Here is a 15,870-nt window from a genome sequence, read left to right on the forward strand (position 1 = left end):
CCCTATCTTTTAATTATGATTCAGGCAGAAGAATTTGTAGAAGCTGCGCGTAATCTTGGCTTTGGCTGGTACACTGGCGTACCCTGTTCTTTTCTCACGCCTTTTATTAACTACGTCATCAATGACGTTCAACTTAGATATATCTCCGCAGCCAATGAGGGAGATGCTGTAGCGATCGCCGCCGGAGCCGCAATTGCTGGTAAACCAGCTGTAGTGATGATGCAAAACTCTGGTTTGGGAAATGCAGTTAACCCGTTAACCTCGCTCACTTATATCTTTCGGATTCCACTGCTGCTGATTTGTACTTTAAGAGGCGATCGCTTGTTGCAAGATGAACCGCAACATCAATTAATGGGGCAAATCACAGATAAATTGCTGCAAACAATGACTATACCTTGGGAATTTTTTCCCACAGATGCAGCAGAAATAGAACCCGTTCTACAAAGAGCCACAGCCTATATGCAACAAGAACGCTGTCCTTATGCTTTAATTATGCGTAAAGGAGCGATTGCCCCCCATGCACTCACCCGTTCTTCTATCCCCGAACGAGAAAATAGTAATAGCGCTCATATTCAGCAAAGCTTTTTTCGCGATCGCAAAGAACAACGCATTTCTCGCAGCGAAGCATTGGCTCGGATTGTGGAACTCATTGATGCAGAAAACACTGTAGTAATTGCCACCACCGGATATACGGGACGCGAACTCTTCGCTAGTAAAGACAGCGCCAATCATCTTTACATGGTCGGCTCGATGGGTTGCGCTTCCTCAATGGCATTGGGACTATCCTTAGCACGTCCAGACCTGAAGGTAGTAGTGATTGATGGCGATGGGGCAGCATTAATGCGAATGGGTAATTTTGCTACCATCGGCACTTATGGCGGTGCTAACTTAATTCATATTCTCTTAGATAATGAAGTCCACGATTCCACAGGCGCACAAGCCACCGTTTCTGCGGGTATCTCCTTTGCTAAAATTGCCGAAGCGTGCGGTTACGGCGTTACATTAGCCGGAGACGACCCAGCAATTTTGGATGCTTTATTTACCGCAGATAGTGACACTAGACCTAAATTCGCTCATTTAAAAATCCGTCCCGGAACTTTAGAAAAGCTACCCAGACCAAACCTCACCCCAGAAGAAGTTTTGCAACGCTTTATGAAACACATTGGTAATTCGTAATTAATAAATTAAAAGTACAAACTCTTAATTTATTAATGACAAATGACAAATGACTAATGACAAAATGATTTTACTAAATCCCGGCCCTGTCAATTTGAGCGATCGCGTCAGAAATGCCCTGTTGCGTCCCGATTTGTGTCACCGTGAGGTGGAATTTTCCCAACTTCAAAGCAGAATCCGCGAACAATTACTTCAAGTTTATGGTCTTGGAAGCGTAGGCGAAGCCCGCCGTAGGCATCGCTGGGCAGCAGTTCTCCTCACTGGTTCTGGAACCGCAGCAATGGAAGCAATGATTAGCAGTTTAGTACCCACAGACGGGAAATTACTAGTAGTTGAAAACGGTGTGTATGGCGAACGACTTTCCAAAATCGCCAAAATCCACGGCATTAATTACATCACACTTTCCCATGCCTGGAATGCCGAAATCGATATCAACGGTTTAGTCAAACTCCTGGATGAAAACACCGATATCACCCACCTTGCTGTCGTCCATCACGAAACTACTACTGGCCGCTTAAATAATTTGGCAGAACTTGCGCCAATTTGCCAAGAACGCGGTATCAAACTATTAGTAGATGCAGTCAGCAGCTTTGGTGCTGAGGAATTAAATTTTGCAGATTGGGAAATCACCGCTTGCGCTGCGACAGCGAATAAATGTCTGCATGGTGTCCCCGGAACGTCTTTTGTCATCCTGCGACGGGATGCACTGCCTTCAGTAGACACAATCCCCCGCACCTTATATTTAGATTTAGCAACCTATTGCCAGCAACAAGACCGAGGCGGCACACCTTTTACGCAATCAGTACAGACATTTTATGCCTTAACAGAAGCTTTGCAAGAAATGTCAGAAGCAGGAGGTTGGCGTACCAGACACAGCCATTACAACCAACTTGCCAATTTAGTCAGAGACGGATTAGCCTCAATCGGAATTAAACCCCTACTTCCTCTTGGCAGTTCATCGGTTGTCTTGAATGCCTACTATTTGCCAGACGGTTTCAGCTATGAAGAGTTTCACGACCAACTGAAAGCACGAGATTATATTATTTATTCTGGACAGGGAAATTTAGCCAAATCTATTTTCCGAGTCTCGACAATGGGAGCTATTACCCACGCTGACATGGAACGCTTTGTTGCTGTTGTTAAGGAAATTATTCGCTAAACTGACTTGAAGCGTAAGTTTTACCCCTCCCTAACCCTCCCCTTGTAAAGGGGAGGGAACTAGATTTTCTGGTTTCCCCCCTTTCCAAGGGGGGATTAAGGGGGGTAATTCAAGTTGTGGTACAACCAGAGAGGTTATTTTACCTACTCTCCATTCCTTAAATACTGTGCGTAGGCGTAGCCCGTCGTAGACATCGCATTTACCAGTGGGAATCATAACAAACAGATTCACCACAGTAAATAACCAATTGCGGTGCAGTCAGTAATTAATAATCTGGAATATTGGCAGTGGTTTTTCAAAGCCAGAAACATTATCATCATTCACATTGCCTTTTGGCTTCCCCTGATCTTTGCCTACCCCAAATTCCCCCAAGTCCAAGCCATCTTCTTCTGGAACCCTTGGGTACGCCGGATTCTCGGCGTCGGCTATGTCGGCTTTCTCCTCACCTGGTTTCCCCCCTTCCGCCGCAAATTATTTGAACCATTCAAACCTTCCCTATTAGCCGATGCCGGCTTAGATAATTTTCATGAGCAATCATACTTCCCAGAATCTCAAGTCAAAGTTCCCGCTTCAGGAGACATCTTGCCAATTACCGCAGCCTTACCCAGTATTCAAGGACAAATTATTTTAGAAGGTGATTCCGGCTTAGGCAAGTCGATGTTTCTCCGCCATCTGTTGAAAAACTCCCAGCGCATAGTCGTTTATCTCCCCGCCCAGAAATGTTATAAAGGCGTAATTGAAGCCATCCAAGACAAGCTACACGGCCAAGCCCAAGATGCCGACTTCTTGAAAAACCTGATTTACAGTGGCGCGATAGATATCTGCATCGACGGACTCAATGAAGTCACCGCCGAAACACGCGCTAAAATCTGCCAGTTTGTCGAAAGCTATTTCCGGGGCAACATTATCATGACTACCCAGCCCCTAGAGTGGACACCACCCTCAACAGCCAAGATATATAAATTGCAGCCCCTTGAGCAACAACAAATTCAAGAGTTTTTGATTTCTCGTCAGCCGCGACTACCCCAAGATGCCAAAATTCAAGGTGCTGATTACGCCAAAGCCTGCACCAATTATTTAACAGAAGTCCTCAATAACCAGCAAGTCAAAGAAGAGTTAAACGCTGTCCGCCGAACTCTTTCCAATCCAATGGATCTAACAGTGGTAGCGCTGATGTTATCACAAGGCAAACACCCTAACTTATTTCACCTGCAACAACAGCAATACAATTTAATGGCGGCAGAATACCTCAAAGAATGGAATCAAGAATTTCCCTTAAAGAAATTCTCAGCCGCCGTCTACCAAATGCGACTCGAAGACAAACAAGCCTTACCCGCAGACGAATTTTTCCAAGTTGCTATGTCTTTGTCAGACGAGAAATACAAAATGGTAGTCAGCCGTCAGTGGCAAGATAAAAAAGGCGAAGCCCAGAAAGAATGGTGCTTCCGCCACGATAAAATCATGGATTTCTTTTTAGTGCAAAACTTTCTCGGCGAAACTGATGCCGCCGAAGGACTATTAGTTGATAGAATGGGCGATCCGCGTTTTCGTGGTGTTTATTTCTTGCTAGCAACCTTACTTGAGATAGATGCAGCCAAAAAACTGCGAGAAGAATTGATTCAATACGCCGCCGACACCAAAGACAATACGGTGAGTAATACTTTCGTGCAGTTATTACGGACTAGATAGTGCAATACAGTTGAGTTAAGGAAATTTATCTGTTAAGGCAGGCTATTCTTGAGCGGCAAAGGCAGGGGCTACGGTGTATACAAAAGTCTGAAATAGTATTACTCACCTGGTTTTTCGCGTCAGTTTTACCCCACCCTAACCCTCCCCTTGGAAAGGGGAGGGAACAAGATTTCTTATTTCCCCCCTTTATAAGGGGGGACTAAGGGGGGTAATTTGACTTGTGTGTACACCGTAGGGAGGCAGGGGACGCAGGATAAAAGCGCAATGTGAGATTTCATTTATTAATAAAGATATAGCTACGGCGAAACTTGTGTGTACACCGTAGCCTTGTAAAAAAGAGAAATAGAAGTGAGGTTTCAAATATCTTTAACAGGGCATCAAAGCATCAAATCTCCCTAGTACTGCCATATCTTCTTCATCTAACTCTGTCGGAATCCCACTGCGAATTAATTCCGAAAAGTCTTCATTGGGAACCATAACAGTCAACGTGTACAAGCGAGTAGAACCAGTATTTTTAATCAAATGAGTACCAGTGGGAGGTACTAATAAACTATCTCCAGCTTTGATCGTGGTAATCTTGCCGTCACACATGGCGATCGCTTCCCCTTTAAGAACAAAAAACATTTCCACCGCCCACTGATGCCGATTTGGCGGTGTTTGTCCACCAACATCAAAAATTTCTACGCAGCAAGTCAAGGAAGTATTAGCATTTGTGGAATCGAAGACAATTGCTAATCGATTAGAGTCGTTGGGACTAATGCGATATACTTGGTAATCTTTGGGAGATTTGATAACTGGAATTACACAACGAGTAGCGTACATTTATTTATCCCCTCTGAGTTATCAATGGATATGAAAATTCCTGAAATCCGTATCCTGAATATTCAGTTGTTAATTGTATGATCTAAATCACTTTCATCACCTGTACAGACGCGATTAATCGCGTCTCTCCTACTCCTCACTCTTTTGCAATGCTGTTAAAATCGCTTGCGAGTCAGTAACAAAACCGAAGCATTGTTTGACGTTATACAATGTCGCCTGCCAACAATATTCAGGAGAAGTTGTCGCAGTGCAGTCTTTAAGCAATACGCAGTCATATCCTAAGAAGTTGGCATCGCATAACGTGGTTAGCACACATTGATCGGCATTAACACCAGCAAAGAATAGTGTTGTCCTTCCTAAATTCCGCAAGATACTATCTAAAGGCGTATCCCAAAACCCACTCATACGGTATTTATCCACACGAATATCTTCGGGAATTTGTTCTAGTTCGTCTACTACTGCCGCAGCCCAACTACCTGCCATGAGTACTCTAGCACCATTGCTTGGTAGTGGGTCGCCCAATCCCACACCTTCCCCTGTGGGATTATAGACATGGCGTGAACTAGCACTAATATTGAGCAAGTCGGGACGATTACCCCAATTTACCCAAATGACTGGAACACCAACCTCACGCAGCTCGGGAAGTAAGTTGTTCAAAGGTTCAATAGGCTGACGCGCCGGAGTTACGTCCACGCCGATATGCGCTAACCAGCCATCAGGGTGACAGAAGTCGTTTTGCATATCAATGACGAGGATAGCAGTTTTTGCTAAGTCTAGGCGCAGGGTTTTAGTTTCTGTTGATAAGCTAACAGGTTGTGGGGTTTTTTGAAGACGAGTGATATCTGCGATCGCATCATTCACTGTCCACGCATTTGGTGCAACTCCCAATGTCCGAAAAGGCAGATTCATAAAATTGCAATACCCAACACCATTTTCTATTTTGTAACTTGAAATTCAGTTCAAAATACAATTGCTTAATCAAGGTTAAATATGCTAGATTTCACCTTGATCCCAAACAGATTTATTTGAGCGCTTTGGGTACTGCGGTGGAAACCTTACTTTCCGGCGGGACGAGTGTAGTAAATCATCTGCTGTTAATTCCCGGACTTGAGTTAGAAACGATTGCCATTGCAACTCGCGCTTACAGAGAAGTGAGTCTTTAATTCAAGATGAATCGCTCACCCCAGGTATACCATCCGGGGAATCAGCCCAAACCCATGAACCTTATTTTCGCTCAACTGCGGCAACACTGGAAATTATCGAAGAAGCGGTAAGGCAATTCCATCGCCCAGATGAGGGTGTAAATATTTTAGTTGCACCAACGGGGATACAATTATGTACTGATGCTTGATTTGCAGAGTGTATTGAGTTAAGCGATCGCTAATCTTCTCACTAAATCTAGGTTTGATCATTTAGCCTCAATTTTTATTTCCTCAGAGTGACAAAAGCGTTAGAGGAAAGCGATCGCATTCCTAATGAATGTAAAGAAACAGAAATGGTAAGAATTCAGCACTCAGGAGTCAGAAGTCAGAATTTAAAAGGAATGCAGTACGATTGGAAAATTTATGTATGAAGTATTATTCTGATTCTTTAACTATTCAGACGAATGTATTCTGCCTCCTGAATTCTTACCAGAAATGTTTCTTAGAAGAGGAATAAGGTCAGATGTAATAAGTGAGCTAACTTAGATTGCTAATGCTCGCTTTTCTAATGGTAGTTCAAAGCGATCGCCTGGTTTTGGCTCAAGTACCCGTGTCAAAAGATTGTTTTTCTCAAGTAACGAGCGAAATTCCTCGGCAGTTCCTTTAGTTTGAATGAATTTCATCAGGAATCCTTCAAACGCCACATCACCACCAGCTGCTGTAGGTATTATTACTTGAGGTTGTAATGATTTTACGACTTCTAAAGCACTATTTTGTCCTTTAATAATCGATCCAAGCAAAGGTAGCGTCATATCAATAAATGGTGTAATCACTACATCGATAGGTGTAGCTTGCTGAAGTTCTGGAGAATGATACCCGTGAGGCTCGTAGTATACAGTTAAACCACTCTCTAATTCTTTGAGGAGATAACTATTTTCTACCAGAGTTGGGCCAATTGGAGAGCCGGGGAAAGCCTTGATTTCAATTTGATTATTTAAAGTGAAAGCTTCACCATGAGCTAATACTGTTACTTGGGTGTAGCCTAACTGCTGCACTACCTTAGCTGCATTGGGAGAAGCTACAACCTTGATGCTGTGGTCAAGTAATTTGAGCGTTGGTGGGTGAGCGTGGTCTTCTAAACCCTGAGATAGCAGGATCAAATCAATATTATCTGGGATTGGGCGATTTTGCGATCGCGAACCTTTAAAAAACCAATCCAAATTGCTGAAAATTAACGAACCAACCAGCCAAGGGTCAATTAGTATTCGTTGTCCATTAATTTCCAGCAGCCAAGAGTTGCTGTCTAACCAAGTAAAAAACATAAACTTATGTGAAGATAACGCCTACCTTTATTATCTAATGATGTCAGCTTTATTGCAGGCATTGAGGTTACTACTGCGTTCTCACCACAGAGCGATCGTAATTTCGATTATAGTAATTTTTACCTATCATTATAAAGACAGTCACCCCAGAGCCAACGATAAAATAAGTAACACCTCTTCCACTGATAAACTAAGAGTGCTGGCAATCTGTTCTATACTCAACCCTAATTCCAATAATCTAGGTATTGCATCCTGTCGCGCTTGTTCTGCTTGTTGTCGCGCTTGTTCTGCTTCTTTATGACTTAACAATTTTTTGCCAGTTTGGGGGTTAAAAAACCGCAGTTCTCCGTCAATCAATCTGAGGTCTAAACCCAATACTTCACTGTGAAAAGACGAGACACCATCGGGTAAAAAGTTGGATATAATCGGTTGATATTTGCCCTAAAATAAATAGGAACCCTTTAGTTGTGGGTTGAGGTGATCTCCGGTTGGGTCATACTGAAAATACTCTTGCACACCTAAAAGTGAATATTTCTTGGGTTTATCCTTACCCCCTTCTTCCCAAACCTTGTAGCTGACGCGCTTTTTCTTGTCTACCTCAAATACCACAAAGACATCAGGAGCAATCACAGCGCTAGGAATGCCCTTTTTATAGTAAACAAATAGATTCCCTGATACCTAAACATCATTTCGATCTTGGAAATAAATGTCTAAGAGGATGTTTGAAAAGGGTCGGCTTGAGCCTCAAGTGCGACTCAGAGGTGCGATCTCAAATCCCAGAACTCCGATTTTCTCGTAGCAGTTTCTCGGTAGCCAGGGTAGTGAAACACACGCTCTTAAACTTTTCAAACATCCTCTAAGGCTTCTACAGCAGAAATTAGATAATCCCGTGCTGGATCGCTCTCTGCCATTGGTTTACCATCAGAACTGGGGTAGATAATTTCGCTCTTAAGTTGGTTAGCAAAAAGGGTCATGGTCGCTTCTCTGTGAGACGCTGCGCGTAGCAAGATCCCCAAAGGGGTACGCTCCAATTCAAAATAGGTTAATAGGGCAAAGACTTTAACTCAACTGGGACTGATTTCAAAATAGCATTTTGTTGAAACTTCATTTTAGGTCAGAGAACATTAGTATATTTGAAGAAAGACTTTATTAATCTTAATAATGACTGTAACTACACAACAGCTTACAACCCAAGACGCCTTTGAAAAATTCTTTTGGACTTGGCAGGGCTACAAAATTCAGTACACTGTCATGGGTACAGGACGGCCTTTGGTACTAGTTCACGGCTTTGGTGCTTCCATTGGACACTGGCGCAAAAATATCCCAGTCTTAGCTAATGCTGGCTACCAGGTATTTGCTATAGACCTTTTAGGTTTTGGTGGTTCCGATAAAGCGCTGATTGATTACAGCGTAGAAGTTTGGGTGGAACTGCTGAAAGATTTTTGCACAGCACATATACACGAACCTGCTATATTTATTGGCAACTCCATTGGCGCACTTCTGAGCTTGATTGTACTGGTAGAACATCCAGAAATTGCTGCTGGCGGTATTTTAATAAACTCTGCGGGTGGTTTGAGTCATCGTCCCCACGAATTGAACCCGCCACTACGGATGGTGATGGCAACTTTTAATCGATTTGTGCGATCGCCAATTACAGGTAAATTAGTCTTTAATCGCATCCGCCAAAAAGCCCAAATTCGCCGGACTCTTTACCAAGTTTACCGAAATCGTGAAGCCGTCACCGATGAATTAGTTGATTTACTTTATACTCCCTCTTGCGACCCAGGAGCGCAACAAGTCTTCGCCTCCATTCTCACAGCCCCTCCTGGCCCTAGCCCAGAGGAACTTTTGCCGAAAGTAGAATGTCCTTTATTAGTAATTTGGGGTGCTGACGATCCCTGGACACCAATTACTGGGGCCAAGATTTACGAAAAGGCGCGGGAGAATGGCAAAGATATTAAAATTGTTCCCATTCCCAATGCCGGTCATTGTCCTCACGATGAGGTTCCAGATGTTGTCAATGCCCAGATTGTCGATTGGCTAGCGCAAAGGTAATAATTTCGCCTTTGTGCCGATATATATTAGCCCAAGCAAGGTAAAAATGGGGCTAACAATCTGGGTGAGTCGATCTTAATCTTTAAATTGCGCCTTGACATAATCAAACTCGTATGGTAGTACAAATGGAGCTTGATGTGCGTAATGGAGATATAGCCGTAGTCACATAGGTTAGGACATTTTAAAAGAGTGAAAGCTAGGAATAGTAATAGTTTTACCTCCAGCATAGCTGCCTCCTGCATCCTGCCTCCTGCTATAAAAGGGTAATTCCCTTAAATCACCATCCAGATTTTTCAGAACTTGGCTATCAAGTCATCAGTGAACTAGGACGCAACCGAGAAGGGGGAGGCATTACTTACTTGGCTAATGATCCTCAGTTCTAATCAATCGGTGGTGATTAAAGAGTTTTGTTTTGCTAGTGCAGGTGCTGATTTATCAGGCGTTTCTCTGACAGAAGCATCAGATTTATATATAACAATTGTGTTGTGTCCCTCTACCGGATACCAAAATAAATCCCCAGCGACAAAAACATTTGGATCGTCAGCAAATAACCACTCTATATTCTGCTTAATTTCTACAATCCAGCCAAACTGTATGGTATTATTAGCTACTGTTTGTCCGTCACTATCTGGGTAGATGACCTCTGGCTGGGTCGGCGGTTGGATTTGCGATACCATAGCTTCGCCCTCAGAAGGATATTTAATCGGGATGCTTCCAAATTAGCAGACTCTTAAGGATATCTGCGCCATGAATCTGGAATGATAACTAACTAAAACAGTACGATTGTTCTACTATAAACTGATTAAAGATAGTATTATTAAGGACTGTTTCATAGGAAACTCCTTCTTCGCCGCCCAATATGTCAGACCAACAGCTAGCAGCATCTTTGAATGGACATCTTCCGTACCCCAGCCACAACAGCCAGAATACGATTCGGATTCGGGGTGCTCGGCAGCATAATCTGAAAAATATTGACTTGGAATTGCCACGCGATCGCCTAATCGTATTTACTGGCGTTTCTGGTTCTGGTAAGTCTTCCCTGGCATTTGATACCATTTTCGCTGAAGGGCAACGCCGTTATGTGGAATCCCTCAGCGCCTACGCAAGGCAATTTCTTGGACAATTGGATAAGCCGGATGTAGAAGCCATTGAAGGCTTAAGTCCAGCAATTTCTATTGACCAAAAGTCAACCTCTCATAATCCCCGTTCCAGTGTTGGTACGGTGACAGAGATTTACGACTATTTGCGACTGTTGTTTGGTCGAGCTGGCGAACCCCATTGTCCGATATGCGATCGCTGTATTGCACCCCAGACAATCGATGAGATGTGCGATCGCATTATGGAATTACCAGAGCGCACCCGCTTCCAAATTCTTGCACCTGTTGTCCGGGGAAAAAAAGGCACACACCGAAAGCTTTTGTCAAGTCTGGCTTCCCTTGGTTTTGTTCGCGTGCGGATCGATGGCGAGATCCGCGATCTGTCAGATTCCATTGAATTGGATAAAAATTTTACCCACACCATTGAAGTGGTAATTGACCGCTTGGTGAAAAAGGCTGATATTCAAGAGCGTTTGGTTGATTCCCTGTCTACGTGTCTCAAACAATCAGGTGGGATTGCCAGTATTGTCATTAGTCATTCGTCATCTATCATTAGTGATAACCAAGATCAAACAACAAATGACAAAGAAGAAGAATTAGTATTTTCAGAAAACTTTGCCTGTCCAGAACATGGCGCGGTAATGGAAGAATTATCGCCGCGATTGTTCTCTTTTAACTCACCTTATGGTGCTTGTCCGCACTGTCATGGTATCGGGACTTTAAGAAGATTTGCACCAGACTTGATCGTACCTGACTGGGAAGCGCCAGTTTATGCTGCGATCGCGCCTTGGTCAGAAAAAGATAATTCATATTATCTGGAATTACTCTATAGTGTGGGACAGATTTACGGGTTTGAGTTACAGACCAATTGGAGCAAGCTGACAGAAGAACAACAGCAAATTGTTCTCTATGGAGAGAAAAATGATCGAGCCGCAGAAGCACACAGTAAGCAGAGTTTCAAAGGTACTATTCCAATTTTGCAACGACAATATGAGGGTGGTTCGGAATTAGTTAAGCAAAAATTAGAGCAGTATTTAATCGATCAACCGTGTGAAGTTTGTCAGGGAAAACGGTTAAAACCAGAAGCCTTAGCGGTGAAGTTGGGACAATATGGAATTTTAGAATTAACTGGTGTATCGATTCGGGATTGTCGAGAGAGAATTGAGCAATTGAAGTTGAGCGATCGCCAATTGCAAATTGCTGATTTAGTTCTCCGAGAAATCAAAGCAAGATTGCAATTTTTATTAGATGTAGGTTTAGATTACCTCACCCTTGACCGTCCCGCCATGACCCTTTCTGGTGGCGAAGCCCAACGAATTCGTCTAGCAACGCAAATTGGTTCTGGTTTAACAGGAGTTCTCTACGTTTTAGATGAACCAAGTATTGGTTTGCATCAACGAGATAATAGCAGGTTGCTTAAAACTTTAACTAAGTTGCGCGATTTGGGTAATACATTAATTGTTGTTGAGCATGATGAAGAAACAATTCGTGCAGCCAACTATATAGTTGATATTGGTCCTGGTGCAGGAATTCACGGCGGAAATATTATCGCCCAAGGTGATTTTCAGGCATTATTAGCAGCAGAAAATTCCTTGACAGGTGCATATTTATCAGGAAGACGAGTAATTACCACACCAGCAGAACGCCGAGAAGGAAATGGGCGCAGTTTGGGAATTAAAAATGCTCATCGCAACAATTTAAGAAATATAGATGTAGAAATTCCATTAGGAAAGCTCGTCTCCATCACTGGTGTGTCTGGTTCTGGCAAATCTACCCTGATTAACGAATTACTGTACCCATCTCTGCAACACCATTTAACTAAGAAAGTTCCCTTACCGAAACATTTAGATAAAATTCAGGGATTAAACGCCATTGATAAAGCGATCGTTATCGATCAATCCCCTATTGGACGCACACCACGTTCTAACCCTGCAACTTACACAGGAATTTTCGATGCGATTCGGGATGTATTTTCTCAAACAGTAGAAGCCAAAGCTAGGGGTTACAAACCCGGACAATTTTCTTTCAACGTTAAAGGTGGACGTTGCGAAGCTTGTAGCGGGCAGGGTGTGAATGTTATTGAAATGAACTTTCTCCCAGATGTTTACGTGCAATGCGAAATCTGTAAAGGTGCAAGATATAATCGCGAAACGTTACAGGTGAAGTACAAAGATAAGTCAATCTCTGATATTCTGAGAATGACAGTTGAAGAAAGTTTAGACTTTTTCCAGAATATTCCCAAAGCGATCGCACGTTTGCAAACTTTATTTGATGTCGGGTTAGGTTATGTTCAACTAGGACAACCTGCGACTACTTTATCTGGTGGAGAAGCACAACGGGTAAAATTAGCAACGGAACTATCTCGACGCGCCACAGGTAAGACACTTTATTTAATCGATGAACCGACAACAGGGTTATCTTTTTATGATGTCCATAAATTGTTAGATGTATTGCAAAGGTTGGTAGATAAAGGTAACTCAATTTTAGTAATTGAACACAACTTAGATGTAATTCGTTGTTCTGACTGGGTGATAGATTTGGGGCCAGAAGGTGGCGACAAAGGCGGAGAATTGATTGCTGTGGGTACACCAGAGGAAGTAGCAAAAAATCCCAAGTCTTATACTGGGCAATATTTAAAGCAAGTTTTGAAACAGTATCCAGCGATGAAAAAGTAGTAGGACAGTGAGGTGTGTTATTGAAAATTAACGCATCTCATATAGATCATTGAAAACTTTACTTTGGGCTTCACTTTCAGAAATATGTAATTCATTGTATTGTAAATGTAGTGTAATATAATTGAAACTGCCTACAAGTAATTATTGTTACAAATGAACACTACTACTTCAATATATGATAGCTTTATCAGCCTTGATAATCTCAAACTTGCTTGGGAGCGTGTTCGCTACTTTGACCGCTCTGATTCACGAGACTGGATTGGCCTAAAAGTATTTGCTGCCAATCGTGACCACAACCTTGAACTACTCAGACAAACTTTGATGGGAAGAACTTTTGAAGCTTCATATCCAGAAATTAAGTACCTCCCCAAAGCATCTCAAACTTTGCGTCCAATGGCAATACTGACAGTTAGTGATCGTGTTGTCTATCAGGCTATAGCTAATGTTGTGGCTGAAAAGGCTAGACCAATTTTGTCTACAGCAGCTAATCGACAGTCTTTTGCCAATGTTTTATCTAATCCAGTACAGAAACCAATGTTTATACCCTGGAAAATACAGTATCGTCTTTTCCAAAAAAAATTTCAAACTCTATATGAAGAAGGTAATGTCTGGCTAGCAGAAACAGACATGGCCGCTTTTTACGAGACAATAGACCAAACCATGTTGATCAAGTATCTGCGTGAACAACAGCTAGTTGATGACCTAACAGCTGAACATCTCCGCACATATTTACTTATCTGGGCTTCAGTTAAGAAAGAAGAAACAATCAATCGTGGACTCCCACAAGGGTGCTTGGCATCAGATTTCTTTGCAAATCTTTTCCTGTATGGATTTGACAGAGAACTTTCTGTCCAAGAGTACCACTATATTCGATATGTAGATGACATTAGGTTACTTGCCAGGACTAGAGAAGCAGTTCAGCAAGGACTTATCCGAATTGACAGAACTTTAAAAACTTTAGGACTCCTTATACAAACTACTAAAACCACAGTGCGTCAAATTAGTAATTTTGCCGAAGAAGCGGATCGAATGGCATCTAAACTATCAGAAGTAGATCGCAGATTTCGTGAGCTAAATGAGATACCAGACACAACATTACCTGATTCTCTAGCAGAACCATCATTACATGACGTTGCTCTTTTAGGTGAGGATTGTGACATAGGCAATCGCAGCTTAGATTTATTAATAGCTACTTCAGGATTACAAAAAGATTTACTTGAGTTATTTTCGTCATCAAAAAAATCCATTGATACTAATGGAAATGATCCGTTTGCTGAACGTCATTTAAAGTTCTGTCTGTATCGTTTAGATCCGAATTCTGAGATTGTAACTGCAATACTACCATACTTACTCGATAGACCTTGGCTCACCGAGCCGTTACATCAATGATTTAAGAAAATGCGAACTTGACAAAGATGCTCTTGAGTTTCTTGATAAGAATATTATTGCTAAACATAGTGTATATGACAGCACTGTAACATTTGCAATTGAAACCTTGATACGCCAAAATTTTTCACTTCGTCATCATCATGGTTTATTTAGAAAATGGCTAACTGATAATAAGCGGGACTGGCCCTTACTTTGTGCTGCTGTGATGGCGTTAGGAGATAACCAAGAGAACATGAGTGTTTTGCTCAACGTAATTTCATCTTATTCATATAGTCCATCAATAAGGCGTACAGCAATCATTCAAGCTTTACGACTGGCAATTGATGAGCATGAAGCTTTATGCATCCTCAAACAGAGCATTTGTGATAAGTCACCAATTGTGATTGATACTTTGCTATACCAGCTATACGTTGAACATGGTCTAACAATAAAGAAATTGGGTATTGATGAAACCCAGCAACTCAGTGAATACTTGGGAAACTCTGCCAGAGGGTATGATAATTCGTTGCCTCATCTTCAACCATGCTACATACGGTACATTTTCACAAAATTTTACAGAGTCAACTTTTCTCAGCCAGTAGACTTTCATGCTTTACTAGGTTCGGCATATCAACGTGCAACTGATTTGTCTATGGCAATCTGATAAATCATACCTTTCTAACGCTTCGAGATATGCGTCTCAGTTAGATTTGTTCCATGAAGAATTACTTTATCCCATACTTGTAGAGAAACTAAACTTGAAACCCAGTAGGGAAGATGTTGCAAAAATGCCTTTCCCAAGCAGAATGCAACACATTCATAGTCAAGAACAAAAACTTAGGATATTTGCTAGTGGGTTACTCAAGTGTCATGATTTGAGATCATCAAGTACAGAAGCTCATACTCGGTTAGATAAAATTTTAGATCCAACAAACCCAGTTAGCTGGCATGAGCGCGATGCTCTCAAAAAGCAACTATGTGGTGCTTATCAAGAATTAGTAGACTGGCTGTTACAAAATAAGTAATGATATTTGTATGATATGTCAATTATCTACAATGCCGCTAGTTTAATATCTTTTCAGCAGGAAGATGCATCTGATTCCCGCAATAAGGGAGGAACGTACTCTATTTAAGCTGTGCTGTACTACAAAAGCGATCGCCGCGGCCAATATCCTCCACCAACCAGCTATGCAAGAGTGGATCTAAAACCAGCCAGGGCGGCAAAACAGCAGAATAGCTCACAAATTTAACGCTTTTTTAGTGACTTTCGGGAATACTATAGCTCAAAACCCTGATGTTGCATGGATTTGAAGAGGATAGAAAAACGCTCCCAAAATATTTTGGGAAAAATAGTTGACACAATGA

16 protein-coding genes and 3 pseudogenes are annotated in these 15,870 nt (G+C 42.1%); 10 read left to right on the plus strand and 9 right to left on the minus strand.

What is annotated here, in order from left to right:
- The first annotated feature begins 15 nt into the window (after positions 1-15).
- Together aepY and V7K79_RS17550 are read left to right on the plus strand one after the other, a co-directional pair.
- Complete coding sequence (gene aepY / locus V7K79_RS17545) at positions 16-1,176, plus strand: phosphonopyruvate decarboxylase (protein WP_335049278.1); 1,161 nt, start codon at positions 16-18, stop codon at positions 1,174-1,176.
- A 49-nt stretch (positions 1,177-1,225) separates the two neighbouring features.
- Positions 1,226-2,335 (plus strand): 2-aminoethylphosphonate aminotransferase, encoded by a 1,110-nt coding sequence (locus V7K79_RS17550; RefSeq protein WP_335049279.1) that lies wholly within the window; start codon positions 1,226-1,228, stop codon positions 2,333-2,335.
- Between the two features lie 30 nt (positions 2,336-2,365).
- On the opposite strand, the gene V7K79_RS17555 is transcribed toward V7K79_RS17550, so the two are convergent.
- Complete coding sequence (locus tag V7K79_RS17555; RefSeq protein WP_335049295.1) at positions 2,366-2,569, minus strand: hypothetical protein; 204 nt, start codon at positions 2,567-2,569, stop codon at positions 2,366-2,368.
- Between the two features lie 15 nt (positions 2,570-2,584).
- On the opposite strand from V7K79_RS17555, the pseudogene V7K79_RS17560 reads away from it, so the two are divergent.
- Positions 2,585-4,024, plus strand: a pseudogene (locus V7K79_RS17560) (NACHT domain-containing protein); the annotation flags it as partial.
- A 366-nt stretch (positions 4,025-4,390) separates the two neighbouring features.
- Here the strand turns inward: V7K79_RS17560 and V7K79_RS17565 are convergent.
- Both V7K79_RS17565 and V7K79_RS17570 read right to left on the minus strand, forming a co-directional pair.
- Complete coding sequence (locus V7K79_RS17565) at positions 4,391-4,846, minus strand: cupin domain-containing protein (RefSeq protein WP_335049280.1); 456 nt, start codon at positions 4,844-4,846, stop codon at positions 4,391-4,393.
- A gap of 129 nt (positions 4,847-4,975) precedes the next feature.
- Positions 4,976-5,755, minus strand: coding sequence for a cysteine hydrolase family protein (locus V7K79_RS17570; protein WP_335049281.1), 780 nt, complete (start codon positions 5,753-5,755; stop codon positions 4,976-4,978).
- 95 nt (positions 5,756-5,850) lie between these two features.
- Between V7K79_RS17570 and V7K79_RS17575 the strand changes: the two are divergent.
- Positions 5,851-6,194, plus strand: a pseudogene (locus V7K79_RS17575) (amidohydrolase); the annotation flags it as partial.
- Positions 6,195-6,284: 90 nt separating this feature from the next.
- Positions 6,285-6,419, plus strand: coding sequence for a hypothetical protein (locus tag V7K79_RS17580; RefSeq protein WP_335049282.1), 135 nt, complete (start codon positions 6,285-6,287; stop codon positions 6,417-6,419).
- A 111-nt stretch (positions 6,420-6,530) separates the two neighbouring features.
- Here V7K79_RS17580 and V7K79_RS17585 read toward each other — a convergent pair whose 3' ends face one another.
- The 4 genes from V7K79_RS17585 to V7K79_RS17600 all read right to left on the minus strand — a co-directional run bounded on the left by V7K79_RS17585 (position 6,531) and on the right by V7K79_RS17600 (position 8,284).
- Positions 6,531-7,310: an MBL fold metallo-hydrolase gene (locus V7K79_RS17585; RefSeq protein ID WP_335049283.1), complete on the minus strand. Its 780-nt coding sequence runs from the start codon at positions 7,308-7,310 to the stop codon at positions 6,531-6,533.
- A gap of 141 nt (positions 7,311-7,451) precedes the next feature.
- A complete protein-coding gene (locus V7K79_RS17590) occupies positions 7,452-7,685 on the minus strand; it encodes a hypothetical protein (RefSeq protein ID WP_335049284.1) in 234 nt (77 codons plus the stop codon).
- Positions 7,686-7,751: 66 nt separating this feature from the next.
- Positions 7,752-7,940 (minus strand): hypothetical protein, encoded by a 189-nt coding sequence (locus V7K79_RS17595; protein ID WP_335049285.1) that lies wholly within the window; start codon positions 7,938-7,940, stop codon positions 7,752-7,754.
- 215 nt (positions 7,941-8,155) lie between these two features.
- A complete protein-coding gene (locus tag V7K79_RS17600) occupies positions 8,156-8,284 on the minus strand; it encodes a hypothetical protein (protein WP_335049286.1) in 129 nt (42 codons plus the stop codon).
- Between the two features lie 187 nt (positions 8,285-8,471).
- Between V7K79_RS17600 and V7K79_RS17605 the strand changes: the two genes are divergently transcribed.
- The gene (locus V7K79_RS17605) at positions 8,472-9,365 is read left to right on the plus strand and encodes an alpha/beta fold hydrolase (protein ID WP_335049287.1); all 894 of its coding nucleotides are present in this window, start codon (positions 8,472-8,474) and stop codon (positions 9,363-9,365) included.
- Positions 9,366-9,748: 383 nt separating this feature from the next.
- On the opposite strand, the gene V7K79_RS17615 is transcribed toward V7K79_RS17605, so the two are convergent.
- Positions 9,749-10,042: a hypothetical protein gene (locus V7K79_RS17615; RefSeq protein WP_335049288.1), complete on the minus strand. Its 294-nt coding sequence runs from the start codon at positions 10,040-10,042 to the stop codon at positions 9,749-9,751.
- Positions 10,043-10,224: 182 nt separating this feature from the next.
- On the opposite strand from V7K79_RS17615, the gene uvrA reads away from it, so the two are divergent.
- From uvrA to V7K79_RS17635, 4 genes are all read left to right on the plus strand, one after another.
- A complete protein-coding gene (uvrA, locus tag V7K79_RS17620; RefSeq protein WP_335049289.1) occupies positions 10,225-13,137 on the plus strand; it encodes an excinuclease ABC subunit UvrA in 2,913 nt (970 codons plus the stop codon).
- A gap of 153 nt (positions 13,138-13,290) precedes the next feature.
- Positions 13,291-14,526: an RNA-directed DNA polymerase gene (locus tag V7K79_RS17625; RefSeq protein ID WP_335049290.1), complete on the plus strand. Its 1,236-nt coding sequence runs from the start codon at positions 13,291-13,293 to the stop codon at positions 14,524-14,526.
- 106 nt (positions 14,527-14,632) lie between these two features.
- Positions 14,633-15,169 carry a hypothetical protein gene (locus V7K79_RS17630; RefSeq protein WP_335049291.1) on the plus strand — a complete coding sequence of 179 codons (537 nt, stop codon included), beginning with the start codon at positions 14,633-14,635 and terminating at the stop codon, positions 15,167-15,169.
- A gap of 124 nt (positions 15,170-15,293) precedes the next feature.
- Complete coding sequence (locus V7K79_RS17635) at positions 15,294-15,530, plus strand: hypothetical protein (protein WP_335049292.1); 237 nt, start codon at positions 15,294-15,296, stop codon at positions 15,528-15,530.
- A gap of 127 nt (positions 15,531-15,657) precedes the next feature.
- Here the strand turns inward: V7K79_RS17635 and V7K79_RS17640 are convergent.
- Positions 15,658-15,747 (minus strand): annotated as a pseudogene (locus V7K79_RS17640) (carboxylating nicotinate-nucleotide diphosphorylase); the annotation flags it as partial.
- Positions 15,748-15,870: the final 123 nt, after the last annotated feature.

The sequence above is a fragment of the Nostoc sp. genome, from assembly GCF_036917575.1.
Classification (GTDB): Bacteria; Cyanobacteriota; Cyanobacteriia; order Cyanobacteriales; family Nostocaceae; genus Nostoc.

What these genes read in the sequence shown, in the direction of transcription:
- V7K79_RS17585 (WP_335049283.1), bottom strand. Translation starts at nt 7,310, where the DNA reads ATGTTTTTTACTTGGTTAGACAGCAACTCTTGGCTGCTGGAAATTAAT.
- V7K79_RS17570 (WP_335049281.1), bottom strand. Translation starts at nt 5,755, where the DNA reads ATGAATCTGCCTTTTCGGACATTGGGAGTTGCACCAAATGCGTGGACA.
- V7K79_RS17625 (WP_335049290.1), top strand. Translation starts at nt 13,291, where the DNA reads ATGAACACTACTACTTCAATATATGATAGCTTTATCAGCCTTGATAAT.
- V7K79_RS17565 (WP_335049280.1), bottom strand. Translation starts at nt 4,846, where the DNA reads ATGTACGCTACTCGTTGTGTAATTCCAGTTATCAAATCTCCCAAAGAT.
- V7K79_RS17605 (WP_335049287.1), top strand. Translation starts at nt 8,472, where the DNA reads ATGACTGTAACTACACAACAGCTTACAACCCAAGACGCCTTTGAAAAA.
- aepY (WP_335049278.1), top strand. Translation starts at nt 16, where the DNA reads ATGATTCAGGCAGAAGAATTTGTAGAAGCTGCGCGTAATCTTGGCTTT.
- V7K79_RS17550 (WP_335049279.1), top strand. Translation starts at nt 1,226, where the DNA reads ATGACTAATGACAAAATGATTTTACTAAATCCCGGCCCTGTCAATTTG.
- uvrA (WP_335049289.1), top strand. Translation starts at nt 10,225, where the DNA reads ATGTCAGACCAACAGCTAGCAGCATCTTTGAATGGACATCTTCCGTAC.
- V7K79_RS17635 (WP_335049292.1), top strand. Translation starts at nt 15,294, where the DNA reads ATGCCTTTCCCAAGCAGAATGCAACACATTCATAGTCAAGAACAAAAA.
- V7K79_RS17600 (WP_335049286.1), bottom strand. Translation starts at nt 8,284, where the DNA reads ATGACCCTTTTTGCTAACCAACTTAAGAGCGAAATTATCTACCCCAGT.
- V7K79_RS17615 (WP_335049288.1), bottom strand. Translation starts at nt 10,042, where the DNA reads ATGGTATCGCAAATCCAACCGCCGACCCAGCCAGAGGTCATCTACCCA.